This is a genomic window from Isosphaeraceae bacterium EP7 (assembly GCA_038400315.1).
In the GTDB taxonomy this organism is placed as follows: domain Bacteria; phylum Planctomycetota; class Planctomycetia; order Isosphaerales; family Isosphaeraceae; genus EP7.
In genome coordinates, this window is the sequence record CP151667.1 from 2,074,535 (window position 1) to 2,092,073 (window position 17,539).

Genomic DNA, 17,539 nt, shown 5'->3' on the forward strand with positions numbered 1-17,539 from the left:
TGCATCGGAATCGGCACCCGGATAAGATGGAAGTCCGGGACCTCTCGCGCGGTTCTCTCCATGTCGCGGGCACCCTTCCCTCCTTTCGATCCGCACTCTCGGAGTTGCCCCTTCATGTCAAGTCTCCCGGTTCGCCTGCCCCGAGCCATGCTCGCCCTGGCCTTCGGCTCGGCCTTGTTCTGGCTCCCGACGCTCGCCCTGGTCGCTCAGGAACCCGCCCCCAAGGCCGACGAGCCGGCCAAGAAAGCCGATGACCCGGCGAAGAAGGCCGAGGTTCCCGGGCCGGTGAAGCAGGAGACGGCCGACGAGGTGGCCAAGAAGGCCGCGGACACTGCTAAGGACCAGGCCAAGGCCGACGAGGACCCGATCGAGCGGATCAAGAAGGAAGGGCTCGAACGGTCGCAGGTCATGGCCACGCTCAGCCACCTGACCGACGTGATCGGCCCCAGGCTCACCGCATCGCCGGCCATGAAGCGGGCCAATGAGTGGACCCGAGACCAGATGACCGAGTGGGGCCTGGTCAATGCCCACCTCGAACCCTGGGGACCGTTCGGCCGAGGCTGGACCCTCAAGCGGTTCAGCATCCAGGTGTCTGATCCCCAGTGCATCCCCCTGATCGCCTATCCCAAGGCCTGGTCGCCCGGATTCGACGCCCCCGTCACCGCGCCCCTCGTCTACTTCGACGTGAAGACCGAATCCGACTTCTCCAAGTATGCCGAGAAGCTCAAAGGGGCCATCGTCCTGGTGAGCGGCCCGCGCGAGGTCCCCGCCCGGTTCCAGCCTCTGGGACACCGGATCGACGACGCCGAGCTGCTGACCCTGGCCAACGCCGACGGCCCCGCCGCGCGTCGCCCTCGCGCCGACGGACCCGGCGGGCCCAACAGACCGGCTACCGGCACCGCCGTCGCGGGCCAGCCGAGCGTGCCCGACCGGATGGCCGGGATGCGCGCCGATCGCGAGCTGAACCGCAAGAAGATGGCCTTCCTCATGGAGAGCGGCGCCATCGCCCTGCTCGATTCCAGCCCCCAGGGAGACGGCGGCACCATCTTCGTCGCTCAGGCGAGCGTCCCCAATCCCGGCCCGGCCAACGCTGGTCCCGACGCCAAGCGCCCGTCGGCCTGGGACAAGGACGCCAAGATCCCGCCGCAGGTCACCCTGGCCAAGGAGCACGCCAACCGCCTGATCCGCATGATCGAGAAGGGCGAGCAGCTCAAGGTCACGCTCGACCTGTCGGTGCAATTCCACGAAGACGACGAGCTGATGGGCTTCAACACCCTGGCGGAGATCCCCGGGACCGACCTTAAGAATGAAGTCGTGATGCTCGGCGGCCACATGGACAGCTGGCACAGCGGCACGGGCGCCACCGACAACGCCGCCGGCGTGGCCGTGGCGATGGAGGCCGCCCGGATCTTGAAGGCGCTCGACCTGAAGCCGAGGCGCACCATCCGAGTCGCACTCTGGTCGGGCGAGGAGCAGGGGCTCTTCGGCTCACTTGCCTATGCCAAGGAGCACTTTGGCCAGGTCGATGGCCCCTCGCCGGGCTTCGGCGGTGGCGGTGGCGGTGCTCCGCCCAAGGTCAAGGTGAAGCCCGAACACGAGACGTTCTCGGCCTACTACAACCTGGACAACGGAACCGGCAAGATCCGCGGCATCTACCTGCAAGGCAACGAGGCCACCCGAGCCATCTTCCGCCCCTGGCTCGCCCCGTTCCGTGAGATGGGCGCCGCCACCATCACCAGCGCCACTACCGGCGGCACCGACCACCTCGCCTTCGACGGTCTGGGCCTGCCCGGTTTCCAGTTCATCCAGGACCCGGTCGAATACGACACCCGCACCCACCACTCCAACCAGGACCTTTACGACCGGGCCCAGGCCGACGACCTGAAACAAGCCTCCGTCGTCATGGCCGCCTTCATCTACAACACCGCCCAGCGCGACGAGAAGCTCCCCCGCAAGGCGATCGAGGTCGTCAAGTGACCCTCCAATAACTGGACTAACGTCCATTATTTCGAGGGCAAACCGCCATGACGAAACGAACCCGGGACCGCCTGGCGGCTCCCCGTCGCCGGCGGTCTCGGCTATGCTGGGGCCTTCCGCGGGCGGCGGGTTGGCCGCCCAGCTCCGGCCCGAAGGGGAGGACCGACCCCGGTGCATCCGATCGTCGTGGGACTGGTCGCCGCCCTCGCCCTGGCCGTCGGCCCCGGCGAGCCCGAGGCCCTGGTGGCAAGGCTGGGCGCCCCACGCCTGGCCGACCGCGAGGCCGCGGCCGCCGCGCTGACGGCGCTTGGGCCCGACGCCATCCCGGCCCTGCTCGCCGCCCGGCACACGTCCAACCTTGAGGCGAGGGCCCGCGTCGCCGCCCTTCTCGATGCCCTGGAGGCCACCAGGATCTCGGCCCCGACGAAGCTGCTGCTCGATTTCGAGCAGGCCTCGCTGGAGCAGGTGGCACGCACCCTGGGGCAACGGGCCGGCGTCCGGATCTTGCTGGAGCCGGAGAGCAGCCCCAACTGGAAGACCACCATCGTCAAGTTGGTCGATCCCGAACCGGTCCTGTTCTGGGAGGCCATCAACCGCCTCTGCAAGGTCGGGGGCCTGCGCATCGCGCCCGGCGACGCATGGAGGTTCCGCCAGATGGCCGGCAACGGCCGGCCCGAAGACCGAGGCTCGCCCTTGCTTGCCCTGATGGCCACGACGGTCGCTCCGGCCCCTTCGTCGATTGACGGAGCCTTCCTCGTCAGCCTGACTGGCCTGCACCGGAGCCGGGAGGTGGCCTTCCCGGCCCCCGTGGGGCCACCGGGCACCGCCCAGCCCGAGCCACTGCTTACCGACCGCTTCCAGGCCATGATCCAGGTGGCGGTCGAGCCCCGAATGAACATCGCTCAGGTGGGGCCGGCACAGGACGTCGAGGGACAGGACGACCGCGGCCAGGCCCTGAGCTCTCCAACCTCGACGGGCGGCGTCAGACCAATGCTCGAGCCCGGCCAGGGTCTGCCGATCGGCCCCGGGGACACGTCCATCGGCTCGATGCAGGTTCCTCTCGTCTACCCGGAGACCCAGGGCACGACCATCAAACGGCTCAAGGGGATGATCCCCGTCGTCATCTCAGGCCGTCGGCCCAATGCCCTGATTGCCTCACTGACGGAGGGCCTGGGCAAGGTCGTCCAGGACGACGACACCGCGATGCAGGTCCATTCCGTGCAGGTCGACCAGCAAACGAAGCGGACCACCATCGAGTTCTCGGTCTGGCCCAAGGCCGGCCAGCCGGGAGGGCCTCCGCGGCCGTCGATACCTGGGATCCCCAATCGACCCGGCAGCGGCCCCGGTCGCGCGGGTTTGCTGGTGGATCCCGCCCGCGTGGAGGTCCGCGACGCCGACGGCAAGCGGTGCCGACTGAACGCCTTCACCTCACGCCCCGAGGGCCTGGTCAGCCGCTGCCACTGGGTCCTCGACCCGGCCCCCGGCATCGGGCTCCCGACCGAGATTCGCTTCGAGACACACGTCTGGACGACCGTCGAGGTCTCCTTCGAGTTCCGCGACCTGCCGATGCCCTGAACCGGCCGGATCAGCCTATCCCCCAGGCCGGAGGCCTTTCGATGCTCGGACCGATGCTTGCCGCCTTCGTCCTGACGCTCGCCCCGGCGGACGACGCCATCCCCGTCCCGGCGAAGGCGACCGTGCTCACCCTGGACTTCCGCGACCGCCCCATCGGCGAGGCCGCCGAGGAGCTTGGCCGCCGCGCGGGCCTCAGCCTGGTCCAGGACAATCCCAGGGATGGCCGCTGGAAGAAGCGCACGATCACCCTGGAAGTCCCCGGGCCGGTCTCGCTGCTGGAGGCCCTCGACCGGTTCTGCGAGACGGCCTCGATCAGCCGATATTCCAACGCGTCACGCCAGCCGCTGGCCCCCCAGGAGCGTGAGATTAGGCTGACTCACCAGGGAGAACCGGCCCAGTCCTCGGCCACCGTTTACGTCGGCGCGTTCCGGCTGGGGCCGCTCACGCTCATCGAGCAAGGGGAGCTGAATTTCGTCTCGCCCCCCACCCCGGCCCTGCCAACAGGCCCGGTCCCACCCCCGTCCGACCCCTCGTTGTTGCCCGTCCCGGATGGTCCCGTCCACGTCGAGATCATGGTCACGCCGGAACCCGGCCGCCTTTGCCTGCAAGCTGGGCCCCTTCATTCCTTGGTGGCCGTCGATGAGCGGGGCCAGACGCTGCTCAGCCCCGGCGTGTCGAAGGATGGCCTGCCCCCTCCGCCGGGGGGCCTCGACCTGGGCGAGCTCGGCGGCTTGCTCAAGATTCCGCTGGAGATCCCCGCGAATCAACCCGGACGCGTCATCGCCCGGATCGCAGGCAAGCTGCCGCTGGATGTCGCCGCGAGGTCCGTTCGCGACCCGGTCACTGTCAAGCTCGCCGATGCCAAAGGGCGGACGATCCCCCTCGGAGGGGCCGCCCTCACCGTCCGCGAGGTGGCCTTCGACGGCGATCGCAAAGTCGACCTCCACCTGACACTCAAGCTCGATGGTCCACAGCCGGCCTCGACCAACCAGGCGAGGGATGAGTCCTTCGGCCGCTTGATGGGCTATGCCTCCCTGGCCGTCGAGGCCCTCGATGCGCAGGGCAAGCGGGCGAAGGGCCGGACCGTCAGCATGTCGGCATCGGCCGACGAGCTTCGACTCGGCCTGACCTTTGGTGCTTCCGCCGAGGCTGGGCTGCCGACCGAATTACGTACCTACGAGCTGGAACGGGCCCGCTGGGACCTCCCCTTCGAGTTCAAGGACATCCCGCTCGGCCCGGCGCCGGGCCCGCGAGGTGCCGATCGATGACCGCGATTCCAGCGTTCCTGGCATGCTGCCTCCTCGCGCAAGCCCCCAGCATCGACCGAGATCTCGCCGGCCTCGCCGCCTCCGACAAGTCGGTGAGTCTCGAAGCCGCGGGTGCCATCGAGGAACGGGGCAAGTCGGCCCTCCACGCACTCAGGACGTTCGAGTCCACTGCCCCGCCGGAGGCCAAGGTCCGGGCCAGGTCGCTCATCGACCTGATCGAGGACCAGCGGCTCCTCCGCGCAACCCCGGTTCGCCTCGACCTGCGAGAGACCCCACTGCCCGATGCCGTGGGCGAGCTGGCACGCTCCTCGGGCTATCGGATCGAGCTTCGGCGGGGCGTTGGGGCGGTTCAGCGGTCTCGCAAGGTCACGCTTCAAACCGACCCAGGTGTCGGTTTCTGGGAGGCCCTCGATCGGCTCGGCCAGGCCGGTAAGGTCGCCCAAGTCGCCGGAGCGTTCGGCGAGTTGCACCATGACGGCGCCTCGATCGTGCTCGCCGACGAGGACAGGCCAACACCGCCCACCTCCTACGCCGGCCCCTATCGCGTGCGTCTAAAGCGTCTCGAACGCGAGCGACGGACCACCCTGGCAACCAAAGCGACCGATTCGAGGCCCGTCGGCTCAATGACCGCCACGATCGAGGTGGCCGCCGAGCCAGGGATCATCCCCACACCCTCAGGCCCCGCCGTCGTGATCGAGGCGATCGACGACCTCGGCCAGGATCTCACCGCGCGTCCCTTCCCCAACTCCGGATCTCCCTCATGGAAGAGCCTCCGTGCACGTGACCTCGAACCGCTCCAGGTAGGCGGCGATGCCTCCTTCGAGGACGCGATCCCGTTGCACCTTCCCGAGCGTCCAGGTACTGCGATCCGACGCGTCAGGGGATACGCCCCGATCCAGGCGATCGCGCGCACGGGGGACACGCTCGAGATCCCGCTCGACGCCCCTCCCGAGCGAGAGCACACGCTCGGCGGCGTATCGATTCGCGTGATCTCCGTCCAATCGGGGGGCCCGCAGTCGGTCGTCCGGCTGTCAATCCTCGGGGCCACCCAGCCCCGGCCCGCGGTTTCCGCAGGCCGAAGGCAGGCTTCGCTGTCGGGCTTCAACCCGCCGTTCAGGGCAGAAGAGTGCCTCCTCCTGCTCGACGCCGACGGCCGACCCCTGCCACTCATGTCGACGCCCGTCGTCCCCGTCAATCCTCTGATCGTGCAGACTGGACCCGTCGAATTGACCCTGAAGACGATCGCCAACCCAGGTCTGGCCTCGATCCGCCCCGGTTCCGAACCCCAAAAGCCGCCGGTCCGCCTCATCTACGCCCGCGTCGTTGGGGTTTCGACCGAGGTTCCGTTCGAGTTCGCCGACCTCCCGATGCCCTGATCCACGCTCAGGCAAGGATCGAGTTGACCACCTCGCCGTGCACGTCGGTCAGGCGGAAGTTGCGCCCTTGATGGCGATAGGTGAGCCTGGTGTGGTCCAGGCCGAGCAGGTGCAGGATGGTCGCCTGCAAGTCGTGGACATGCACCGGCGATTCGATGATGTGGAAGCCCAGCTCGTCGGTAGCCCCCAGGGTCACCCCAGGCTTGATCCCGCCGCCGGCCATCCACATGGTGAAGGCCTGCGGGTGATGGTCGCGGCCCATGCTCCGGCCCAGGCTGGCGTTCGACTCGACCATCGGGGTCCGGCCGAATTCTCCCCCCCAGATCACCAGCGTGTCTTCAAGCAGCCCACGCCGCTTCAGGTCGGTGACCAGCGCTGCGGCGGCCCGGTCGGTCTGGCCACACTGCGATTTCAGGCCGCCCGCGACGTCGGAATGGTGGTCCCAGCCCTCGTGGAACAGGTTGACGAACCGCACTCCGCGCTCCACCAGCCGGCGGGCCAGCAGGCAGTTGTTGGCGAACGAAGGCTTGCCCGGCTCGGCGCCGTATAGCTCCAGGGTCTCCTTGCTCTCGCCCGAGACATCCATCAGCTCGGGGGCACTCGTCTGCATCTTGTAGGCAAGCTCGTAGGCCGCGATCCTCGTGGTGATCTCCGGGTCGCCGGAATCGGCCAGGTGGTCGCGGTTGAGCCGGCCGACCAGGTCGAGCGTGTCGCGTTGGAGGCCCGCGTCGACGCCCGCCGGGTTGCTCACGTTCAGGATCGGGTCGCCCTTCGACCGGAACGAGACCCCCTGATAGGCGGTGGGCAGGAACCCGCATCCCCAGTTGGCCGCGCCGCCGCTGGAGCCGCCGGCCGAGGAGAGCACGACGAAGCCGGGCAGGTCGTCGGCCTCGCTCCCCAGTCCATAAGTCACCCAGGCGCCCATGCTCGGGCGGCCCGGCAGCGACGAGCCCGTGTTCAGGAAGATCTGCGCCGGCGCATGGTTGAACTGGTCGGTACGCATCGACTTGACGATGGCGATGTCGTCGGCGATCTTGGCCAGATGAGGCAGCATCTCCGAAAGCTCGGCTCCGCTCGAACCGTGCCTGGAGAACTTGAACCGCGAGGCCATCAATGCGGCGTCGGGGCGGATGAAGGCGTAACGCTGGTTCTTGACCACCTCGGCCGGCACCGGCTTGCCGTCGAACTTCACGAGGCCCGGCTTGTTGTCGAACAGGTCTAGCTGGCTTGGCGCGCCCGCCATGAACATGTAGATGATCCGCTTCGCCTTGGGGGCGAAGTGCGACGACCGGACGAGCGGCGGGCCGTGGAGCGCCGCATGCACGGGCTCGTCGTTTCCCGCACGCGCCGCGCGGGCGCCACGATCCGCCAGGAGCGAGGCCAGCGCGATCTTGCCGACGCCGACGCCGCAATCGCGGAAGAATTGCCTGCGGGCGAGCGAAAGGGGCATGTCCGACTCGAATCCGTGGCTCATCGATCCGACCCTCTGCGTTGGGAACGTCCCGGACATCTCCGCTCATTCGGGGCCAGACTGGCACCCGCCCGGTCGAGTCGGGTCCCGCTCATTCCCTGGTGATCGTCTCGTCAAGATTCAGCAACGCCCGCGCGACGGTGGTCCAGGCGGCCCATTCCGGCTTGTCCACATCGGGCCGCGCCTTGGCGTCGTCCCCCAAGAGCTTCGCCGGATCGAGCCGGCCGGCCCTTGCGTGTTCGAGCTGAGAATCGTGGAACGCGACCAGCGCCGAGAGTTCTTCGGCCGACGGCTCGCGTGACAGGCAGCGGCGGAACGCCAGCCTCGCCCGGGCTTCCGTGTCCAGTCCGGTGGGCTCGAGGGCTCGCAAGGCCAGCGCCCGCGCGGCCTCGACAAAGACGACATCGTTGAGCAACGTCAGGGCCTGGAGCGGCGTGTTGCTCCGCTCTCGCCGCATGCAGGCAATTTCCGGGGTCGGCGCATCCATCAGGGTGAACGTCGCATAAGGCGCGGCCCGCTTGGTGAACGTGTACATCCCCCGGCGATAGCGATCGGCCCCGACGCTCGCCGGCCAGGCGGCCTGCCCGTAGGCGAGCGCGGTCACGCCGTCGGGCTGGGGCGGATAGACGCTGGGCCCGCCCACTCGTCGATCGAGCAACCCCGCCGCAGACAGCGCCAGGTCGCGCACCGTCTCGGCTTCCACGCGGAAACGCGGCCCTCGCGCCAGCAGCTCGTTGGCGGGGTCGCGAGCCAGAAGTTCCCGCCCCACGCGCGAGGTCTGTCGATACGTCGCGCTTGTCACCAACAGACGGTGAAGCGTCTTCAGACTCCAGCCCCGGTCGACCAGTTCGACGGCCAGCCAGTCGAGCAGTTCCGGGTGGCTCGGCCTCGCCCCCTGAACGCCGAAGTCGTCGGGCGTCGTCACCAGCCCACGACCAAACAGGGCCTGCCAGGCGTGGTTGACCGTCACGCGCGGGCTCAGCGGATTCTGCGGGTCCACCAGCCAGTGGGCCAGTGAGAGCCGGTCGGCGGGCCTGTCCGAAGGCAGGGGAGGCAGGACTGCGGGGACCCCGGTCTCGACCGGGACGGTCTCGCTGAGGAATTCCCCACGCTTGTGGATCTTCGTCGTTCGTGCATGCTCCGCGGGCCGCTCGACCATGACCAGGCTCGTCTGGTGTTTGGGCCTCGAACGCTTCAAGGCATCGATCTTCGCGCGGATCTCGGCCAGTTGCGGAGCCACGTCGAGGAAGTGCCCGCGGATCAAGCCCAGCTGCTCAGGCGTCCGATCTTCGGCCTTCACCAGCAAGGCTGCCTCAACGGCCGCCGGAAGTCCCGACGCCGAGACGGGCCGCGCCTGCGTGGTCGCCGAGATCCGGAACCGGCCAATCGTCGTCTGATGGATATATTGCTGCACCAACGTGAGGGCCAGCCGCGTCCCGGGGCCGCCTGCGAGCGGCTCCTTCAACTCGAAGACCGCGGCATGGGCCTTGCCGACGCCACCGGCGATCGACCAGCCGGTGTCGAAGATGCCGTCGATCGAGGTCGCGGCTCCATGCTTGGCCGCCCCGAAATCTTCGGTTGCCCGGCCGAACGCGAGCGGCGTCAGGTCGCCCGTGGCGGGACCTGCCTTGGCCTGGAACTCGGAGAGCATGAAGTCGCCGACGGAGAACAACGGGGCACGCCCCGGGCCATCGTCGGGCAGGCTCGGGTCGGGCAGAACCTCAAGCCTCAGCGCCGTGATCCCGGACAGGTCAGCCTCGAACTCGACGTCATAGACGTCCTGGTTCGGCTTGTCCCCGGTCGCCAGCACCGAACCGTCGGGGAGGACGTTCATCGTCGCGTGATTCTTGGAGACGACCCGCCGGGGAGTAAGCACCGTCCAGGCGACCGGAACCTGCGACGACTCCCAGGACGCCTGTCGTTCGGCGGCTCGGGCGCGTGAACGCTCCTCCGAGGGCCTGTCCAATGGCCCGACAAACTTGGGGTCGGCCGACTCGGGGAAATTCGCCTCGCGTGACGATTCCAGGGCGGCAATCTCGCGGCCGATCGCGGCGCGACGGGCGGAGACCGCCGGGTCGGGCAAGACCTCCTCGGGCTCGTCGACATTATTCAACAGGGCGAAGAAGGAATAGTACTCGCGATGCGTGATCGGGTCATATTTATGCGTGTGGCACTGGGCACACTGGATGGTCATGCCCAGCCAGACGGTGCCGGTGGTGGCCACGCGGTCGACGATCGAGGCGAATCGGAACTCCTCGACGTCGATGCCGCCTTCCTCATTCGTCATCGTGTTGCGGTGGAAGCCCGTGGCCACTTTCTGGCTCACGTCAGCCCCCGGCAGCATGTCGCCGGCGATCTGCTCCACAGTGAATTGGTCGAAAGGCATGTCGGCATTCAGGGCATTGACGACCCAGTCTCGATAGGGCCAGATCGGCCGATCCCGGTCCTTCTCATAGCCGTTCGTGTCGGCATATCTCGCCCGGTCGAGCCAGAGCCGCCCCCAGCGCTCCCCGTAGTTGGGGCTGGCCAGCAGGCGGTCGACTAGCCGCTCGTAAGCGTTAGGGGTCACGTCGGCGACGAACGCGTCGACCTCCTCGACCGTCGGCGGCAGACCGATAAGGTCGAGACTCAAGCGGCGGATGAGCGCGGCGCGTGGTGCCTCCGGGGAGGGGGCGAGCCCTTCCTTCTCAAGCCGCGCCAGGATGAACGCGTCGACCGGGTTGCGGGGCCAATCCGAATGAGTGACCGCGGGAAGGGTCGATCGGACGGGCTTCCGGAATGACCAGTGATCGAGCCTCGGGTCCTTCTCGTCGGAGTCGACCGGCCATGCGGCCCCCTGATTGATCCAGGAGGTGAGCAGGGCGATTTGCGCGGGTTCGAGCGGCTCGCCGGCGCCTTCCGGGGGCATCAGGTGGTCTTCGTCCTGGCCCGAGACGTAGCGGATCAGACGGCTTTCGGCCGCCTTCCCCGGGACGATCACCGCCCCATCGTCGCCGCCTGCGAGTGCAGGGGCGCGAGCCGCGAGATTCAGGCCCGCCTCGCGCTTCTTCGTCCCATGGCAGCCGTAGCAACTGCGTTTCAGGATCGGCCGGATATCGCGAGCGTAGTTCGCCGGCTCGTCGGCGGTGGCCAACTGCGAGAGCGCCGAGATCAGGGCGAGACTCAAAATCGTCCGGGGCATAAGCCGTGCGTCCCGTTGAGAGAGATCGGGAGGGCAGGGTGGATGCGACTTGCTCGGGTCAGCTCGTGATGCCCTTGGTCAGGTGCATGAAGGCCGACTCGAGGTTGATCTCATCTTCCTTGAACAGGGTCAGGTCGAACCCCTCGTTGATCAGGCGGCTGGCCAGCCCGCTGTACTGGACGACCCCCACGTTGAGCTTCACGATGAGCACGCCGGCCTTGTCCTGGACGCTCTCGACCTCGGGCTGACTCTCCAGCAGGTTGGCCGCGTCGACCTGACGATCGGCCACGCCGACGTTCAGGACGATCTCGGTGCGCACCTGCTTCATCACGTCGACGACGGTGCCGTTGACCAGCAGCTTTCCCTGCTCGATGATGCCGATCTTGTTGCAGATATCGGCGAGCTCTGGCAGGATGTGGCTGGAGACGAGGATGGTCTTGCCCATCGCCCGAAGCTCCTTCAGCAGCGCCCGGATCTCGATGCGAGCCCGGGGGTCGAGGCCCGAGGCGGGCTCGTCCAGCAGAAGGACCATGGGGTCGTGTAGCAAGACTCGGGCCAGGCCCAGTCGCTGGGTCATTCCGCGCGAGAGGCTCGTGACCAGGGCGTCCCGCTTGTACGTCAGGTCGACCAGCTCCAGCACTTCCTCGCAGATCTTCTTGCGCGCCGGGCCTTTGATGCGATAGGCTGCGGCGAAGAATTCGAGGTATTCGATGACCTTCATGTCGTCGTACACGCCGAAGAAGTCGGGCATGTAGCCGATGGCTCGGCGGATGTCTTTCGCGGAGGTGTAGATCGAGTAGCCGCAGACGGTGGCCTCGCCCCAGGTGGGGTTCAGGAGCGTGGCCAGGATGCGCATGGTCGTCGTCTTGCCGGCGCCGTTGGGGCCGATGAAGCCGTAGACGTCCCCCTTGTCCAGGGTGAGGTTCAGGCGATTCAGGGCGTAGAGGTCGCCGTACATCTTCGTGAGGTCGTGCGTCTCGATCATTGGGGTCGGCGCCTCGGCTCGTCTTCGCGTGCGTTGTGTCTGGGTCGTTGTTCGGACGCTTGCAGGGCTTATCTGGGGGTCGCGGCGGACGACTTCGGCTTCGGCTTGCCTTCGGTGTCGGCATCGGACAGGCCCAGGATGACCCGCAGGACGGTGGTCCGGTCGGTCTGGGGCGGGGCCGAGGCGTTGGACAGGTTCAGGATCGCACCGGGGCGATCGACGGTCGCGACGAGCATCGGCCGGTCGAGTGCGAGCTGGCCGGAGAGGTCGATGTAGCTCAGTGGGTCGCTCGACATCTGGCTGGTGATGGTCTCGGCGCCGGCGTCGTGGAACATGATCGACCGCACCAGCTTCGCCCGGGCCGATCCCGCAGTCGCCTGCAAGTCGTTCAGGTAGTTCGACAGCCGACGCTCCTCCTTGCGGTCGAGCTCCACGCGCACCGTCGCCCCCGGCTCGATCGTCGGCATCAGGTAGACCTGATCGTTGAAGGCGACCATCACGTCCTTGAGTGCCACGTCGAGCAGATTGGTGATCGTGCCGTTGAGCTGGTTGACGTTGAACGCCGTCAGCTCCGACTTGATCAGAGGGCGGGGCGCAGGCCCGAACCAGCGGGTCGAGACGCAGCGGGTGCTCCAGATGGGCACGCGCACGTCCGACAGCCGCTCTGCACCGCCGACGGGCTCGTACGAGTAGCCGCCGCCGGAGAACCCGATCCCGCCGCCGCCCATGCCTCCGAAGCCCGATTCGGGTGAGCTGAACCAGCTTGTGAGCGTCTCAATCCCCTGAGGTGCCTTCGCCTGGGAAGGGTCGTCGGGCGTCGTTGCGTCAAACGCCTGCGGGACGATCGAGACGTCGTAATCGCGGTTCTGGGGGCTGAAGAGGTTCACCCAGCTGGTGCCTCGCATCAAGCCCGCCTCCTGGTCGACGTCCACCGCGTCGACCTGATTGACTCGCAGCGCGGTCCCCTTCACCACATAGGCCGCCCAGTAGGCCAGCGAGCTGACAACGACGACAATCGCCGGGAAGGTCAGCCAGGTCAGCTCCATCCGGCCCTTCAGCACCTTCTTCAGGAAGAAGTAATCGCCGGGGCCGATCAGGAGGATGTAGAGGAAGATGAAGAAGGCGACCCAGCCGAACGGGATCAGGCGGACACCCGGGAACTGCTCCAGGTCGGTCCGCAGGGCGCCCGCCAGGTCCCTGACCCCATTCTGAGCGAATCGCCCGCCGCCGACCTGCGTGCCGCTGAGGACCACGTCGCCGCCTGCCCGCCTCAGGTCGATTGCCTTGACCCAGAATTGCGACCGGTCGTCCCAGGTCGAGAACGGTCGTTGGTCGACGTCGATCGCCAGCAAGGTGACACGGCCGAACCCGTAGCGGCCCCGGACGACCAGCGGCACCGACGACGAGGCGCTCAGCACGCGGGCGCCTCGCTCCTTGATCGGCTCTAACTTGGTGACCTGGATCCGCCGCCCTTCCGGGACCTCGATCTGTGCGGTCGAGCCGGCGAACGACTCCAGGGCACGCAGGTCGTCGATCTCGATCTGCCCGCTCGGCAAGGCGGGCAGGATCTCGCGCAACGAGCTATCCATCAGTTGCTGCCAGCGGGATCCGGCCGACAGGATCAGGTGGCCGCCGCGTGCCACCCATTGCTTGAGCGCCTCGCCCCGGCCGGTGTCGAGCGCGGACAAGACCTCTCGGGCGTTGCCATCGAGGACCACGGCCTCGGCGGCGTCGTAGCCATACCAGCGGCCGGGCAGCTCCTGCTCGGGGGCGTCGAGCTTCAGGGCCTCGAACCGCTTGACGATCGACGTGTTGACGTTCGAGAAGCCGGGCAGGGTGGAGACGCCTTCGACCCCCTGAGGGTTGCCGAGCAGCAGCACGAGCGTGTCGTCGGGCAGCAGGGCGTTGGCACCGGAGGAACTGCCCGCGCTGGAGCCGGTGAACCGCGCGCGGCCCCCGGTGTCGACCAGGCGAACCTGGATCTCGCCGTCATGCCCGCCCGACCGTACGTAGCCGGTGACGGAACGCGTCTCGCCGGGCGCGACGTCTACCGGTTGGCGGATCGTGGTCGGGGTCCCGCTGTCATCGGGGACGGTCAGTTCGAGCGTGCCCGTGAACCGCTCCGTCCCCCCGATCAGGTCGCCCCGGACGGGGGTCCAGGTCCCGATTTTCGATTGTCCCTTAAAGCCGACGCGGATGTTCTGGAACTCGACCCCCTTGGGAGCCCCGGTCTGCCCCGCCGCAGGCTGGCTGGCGAGCGGCAAGATCACGGCGGCGATCAGGGCCAGGGTCCAGGGTCGTCGTCGAGGGCCGGCGGGCATGGGGCGAGATCCTCGGGAGGGGTCGGGCGGCTCGAGCGTGCGTTCGAAGGGAAGATGCGGCTCAGGGCTTCTCGGCGGGGTCGCAGTCGCAGCTGAATTTGCCGCAGCCGGGGCATCCCATCCCATATTTCTTCATCAGGGCCGCCTCCAGGTCGATCTCGCGGATGTTGGCCAGGGTGACGAGCCAGGCGATGACGTCGGCCATCTCCAGGGCAAGCGCCTCCTTGGATTCGGAGCGGAGCGCCGTGGCAAGCTCGCCGAACTCCTCGGCCAGCCAGAGGAACGTGGCCGCGTCTCCGCGCGCCGCGTCCTTCTCGCCGTACATGTCCAGGATCAGGCGCTGGAAGGCGCGAAACGTCAGGCCGTCGGGATTGGAAGTCGGTTCAGTCATGGGACCTGTATCTTACGGCCGGCGGCCCCGCCTTGCCAGGCCCGGGGCGTCACGTTCATTTGTCCTTGAGCGACTTGCTCAATTCCAAGGCTCCGGGATGCTCGGGGTCGGCCTTCAAGATCGACTCGACCGTCGTGCGGGCGGCGTCGGTCGCGCCCATCGCCTGCTGGGCCTTGGCCAGCCGTACCTTCAGGTCGCCGGGCTTCTTCGGCTTCAGGGTGAGGGCGACCTCGTATTCCTCGACGGCGTCCTTGTACTTCTCCAGGCCCGCGTTGGCGTCAGCCAGGACGACGTGGCCGACGGGGTCGTTGACGTCGACGAAGAGGCATTCCGTGGCCCAGTGGATCGCGTCCTTCCAGGCCTTCGAGGCCAGGTGACGCTCGGCCAGGGCCTTGCGCACGCCCAGGTCGTCGGCGTCGCTGTCGGCCAGCATGGCCAGGTCGGCCAGGAACTTCGGCTCGTCCTTCTGCCTCAGGTGGACCCGGGCCAAGCTGGCGATCCACTTGGTGTGGAACGGGTCCCCTTTGTGGGCGATCTCGTAGAGCCTCCCCGCCTCGTCGAGGTTCCCCGCCTTCATCTGAAGTTCGGCCAGCAGGTCGACCACGCGCTCGTCGGGGTTGGCCTCGTCGAAGGCGGGAACCAACACCTCGCGAGCCGCGTCATCGTCGCCGATCGTTACCAGCAGGCGGGCTTTCACGTAGCTGGCCAGCGGCTGGTTGGGTTTCAGCTTCAGGGCCTTGTCGGCCAGCGGGCGGGCTGCCTTCAGGTCGCGCCTGGCGAAGTGCTCATAGGCCATCCGCGCGTTCAGGCCGGCGTCGTCGGGCTTAGCGGCGAGCTCACGCTCCAGCTCGGAGAAGGAAACGGGCTTCTCCTCGCTCACGCGGGTCTTGATCGTCTTGACCACGCCGTCGAGGAACTCGAGGTACTTGGCCTCGAAGTCTTTCTTCTCGACCTTGAAGCAGTAGCCGATCGCCTTCTCGGTCGTCATCCCCCGGCGATAGGCATCGAGCATCTTCATCAGGGCATCGTCGCCGAATCGCTTGAGCATGTACTGGGCATAGAGCTGGGCCTGGCAATAGGCCATCTGGCGGTCGTCGGGCTGCTCGGGCCGGATGAAGCCGAGGTTGATGTTGTCCAGGTTCAGGAGCTTCCGCGCGGGCACTCGCTCCTGGAGCAGTTTGTTCCAGGGCTGCGGCCGGGGGAAGCCTTCGCTCTCGACGGCCAGTGCTTCGGTGTACCAGTGCGGAATGTTGAACTCGGTCTGTTGCAGGGTGATGACGTGGACCACCTCATGCTTCAGGACCCGCGCCCAGTTGAATGGCTTCTGCGTCGCGCCCGGGCTGGCCAGGGCGACCACCTTCCCGGTGCAGGCGCCGACGGTCGGGATGAACGGCAGGCCGATCGTCCGGCCGCTGAACCAGGCGTGGTCCTTCATGATCTCGATCTTGGTCAGGCCCGGCGGCGAGTAGCCGAACCTCTTGGCCAGTTCGTCGTGCGTCTCCTCTAAGTAGCGCGACATGTATTTGCCCAGCAGGGCGTCGCGGCCGGGGAGGATCGCCACCGAGTAGCGCGGGCTCTCGATCGGCCGGTAGCCGGCCATGTGCTTGAGCACCTTGCGCATATTGTCGGCGCGAACATTGAACGGGTCGGCGGCGAAGGCGGCGTCGAACAGGTCGCGGGCCTCGACCTCGCGGCCGATCTGCATGTAGAGCATCCCCAGGCCGATCCGGTTGTCGGCACGCTCGGGGTCGGCGCGTGCGGCGAGCAGGAACGCTCGCTCGGCCTCGGGATACTTGCGTCGATCGGCGAGGCGCTCGCCCAGCATCGAGTAGAACGAGGCCGGCCGAGGGTTGTTGGACAAGACCACGGCCTCGGTGGCCAGGGCACTCTCGGGGTCGACCAGCAGCCGATATGAGGCGGCGAGACGGGCCAGCGAGTCCTCGTCCTTGGGGTTCTCGCCGAGCGCCTTCTTCGAGGCGTCGAGCGCCTCGGCGAACCGCTCGTCGGAGATGTTCACGTCGGCCTTCAGCACGAAGGCGGGGGCGTATTTTGGGTTGATTTCCAGGGCCAGGTCGGCCTTCTCGCGGCCCGCGGCGAGCTTGTAGCCTTGCAGGTCAGACTGGCCGAGTGTGACGATGACCTCGGCGGCCCTCGGGTTGATCTTGATGGCTCGTTGGAGCTCCTTGCGGGCGGCCCCTTCGCTGTAGCCCGAGAGGAACAGGCGTGCCTCCAGCCAGGGGGCCTGCCAGCATCTGGGATCGGCCTTGAGCGCGGCCTCGTAGATCTCATTGATGACGTCGTTGAGGGTCTCGCTCAACTCCTCACCGCGTGCCTTGGCCCGGTAGTATCGCTCGGCGGCCTGTCCGATGACGAGCAAGGCGTTGGCGTCCTTGATGTACTTATCCTGGTCGGCATTGAAGCTGTCGACGAACCACTTCCAGGCATCGAGGGCATCGCCCTGGCGGCCCTGGGCTTCGGCCAGGCGGGCGCCGACCCAGCGGCCGAGCAGGTGGTCGGCGTTGAGGTCGGTCGCGGCCTTGGCGGCGAGCGTTGCGCCGGCCCAGTCTCCTCGGTCGAACAGGAGCAATCCGAGCCTTGCGAAGGCGTCGGCGTTCTTTGGTTGGTCGGCGGTGAGTGTCGTCAGTCCCTCTTTCGCCTTGTCGATTTGGCCGGTGCTGGACCAGGCTTCGACACGGCCGAGGACGAGGGCGGCTTTCTGTTCCGGCTTCAAATCTTCGGGCTTGGCGAGCAGGACGTCGTAGACCTCGATGGCTTCGTCATACTTGCCGACCTGCCAGAGCTTGCGGGCCGAGGCGGCCCCCTCGTCGGGGTCGGCGGCCGTGGCCGAGGCGGCGGCCAGGCATCCCAGCGCGGCGAACCAGAGCATGCGTGCCATGCCGAGCCCTCATGGATTTGGCGGGTCGGTCGACCGGCCGCCCGGACCCCACGCGGGCCGGGCCGCCCTCCGACGGCCATAGATCCACGTTACCCGAG

Annotated in this window: 10 protein-coding genes; 4 read left to right on the forward strand and 6 right to left on the reverse strand. The window is 67.7% G+C overall.

The features are described 5' to 3' along the window. Window positions 1–114 precede the first annotated feature (114 nt). From EP7_RS07955 to EP7_RS07970, 4 genes are all read left to right on the forward strand, one after another. Entirely contained in the window at window positions 115–1,977 is a 1,863-nt protein-coding gene (locus EP7_RS07955) for a M20/M25/M40 family metallo-hydrolase (protein ID WP_463527307.1), read from the forward strand. A gap of 171 nt (window positions 1,978–2,148) precedes the next feature. After that, window positions 2,149–3,552 carry a hypothetical protein gene (locus tag EP7_RS07960; RefSeq protein ID WP_463527308.1) on the forward strand — a complete coding sequence of 468 codons (1,404 nt, stop codon included), beginning with the start codon at window positions 2,149–2,151 and terminating at the stop codon, window positions 3,550–3,552. 41 nt (window positions 3,553–3,593) lie between these two features. After that, window positions 3,594–4,820 (forward strand): hypothetical protein, encoded by a 1,227-nt coding sequence (locus tag EP7_RS07965; protein ID WP_463527309.1) that lies wholly within the window; start codon window positions 3,594–3,596, stop codon window positions 4,818–4,820. Next, window positions 4,817–6,196: a hypothetical protein gene (locus EP7_RS07970; RefSeq protein ID WP_463527310.1), complete on the forward strand. Its 1,380-nt coding sequence runs from the start codon at window positions 4,817–4,819 to the stop codon at window positions 6,194–6,196. The genes EP7_RS07965 and EP7_RS07970 overlap by 4 nt, the downstream gene beginning before the upstream one ends. 7 nt (window positions 6,197–6,203) lie before the next feature. Here EP7_RS07970 and EP7_RS07975 read toward each other — a convergent pair whose 3' ends face one another. The 6 genes from EP7_RS07975 to EP7_RS08000 form a co-directional block, all read right to left on the reverse strand. After that, on the reverse strand, window positions 6,204–7,670 hold the full coding sequence (locus EP7_RS07975) for a DUF1501 domain-containing protein (protein WP_463527311.1): 1,467 nt from the start codon (window positions 7,668–7,670) through the stop codon (window positions 6,204–6,206). An 88-nt stretch (window positions 7,671–7,758) separates the two neighbouring features. Then, entirely contained in the window at window positions 7,759–10,848 is a 3,090-nt protein-coding gene (locus EP7_RS07980) for a PSD1 and planctomycete cytochrome C domain-containing protein (protein WP_463527312.1), read from the reverse strand. 58 nt (window positions 10,849–10,906) lie between these two features. Then, window positions 10,907–11,833: an ABC transporter ATP-binding protein gene (locus EP7_RS07985; RefSeq protein WP_463527313.1), complete on the reverse strand. Its 927-nt coding sequence runs from the start codon at window positions 11,831–11,833 to the stop codon at window positions 10,907–10,909. Between the two features lie 68 nt (window positions 11,834–11,901). Then, window positions 11,902–14,154, reverse strand: coding sequence for a hypothetical protein (locus EP7_RS07990; RefSeq protein WP_463527314.1), 2,253 nt, complete (start codon window positions 14,152–14,154; stop codon window positions 11,902–11,904). Window positions 14,155–14,215: 61 nt separating this feature from the next. Further along, entirely contained in the window at window positions 14,216–14,545 is a 330-nt protein-coding gene (locus EP7_RS07995; RefSeq protein ID WP_463527315.1) for a MazG nucleotide pyrophosphohydrolase domain-containing protein, read from the reverse strand. A 55-nt stretch (window positions 14,546–14,600) separates the two neighbouring features. After that, complete coding sequence (locus EP7_RS08000; RefSeq protein WP_463527316.1) at window positions 14,601–17,441, reverse strand: tetratricopeptide repeat protein; 2,841 nt, start codon at window positions 17,439–17,441, stop codon at window positions 14,601–14,603. Window positions 17,442–17,539: the final 98 nt, after the last annotated feature.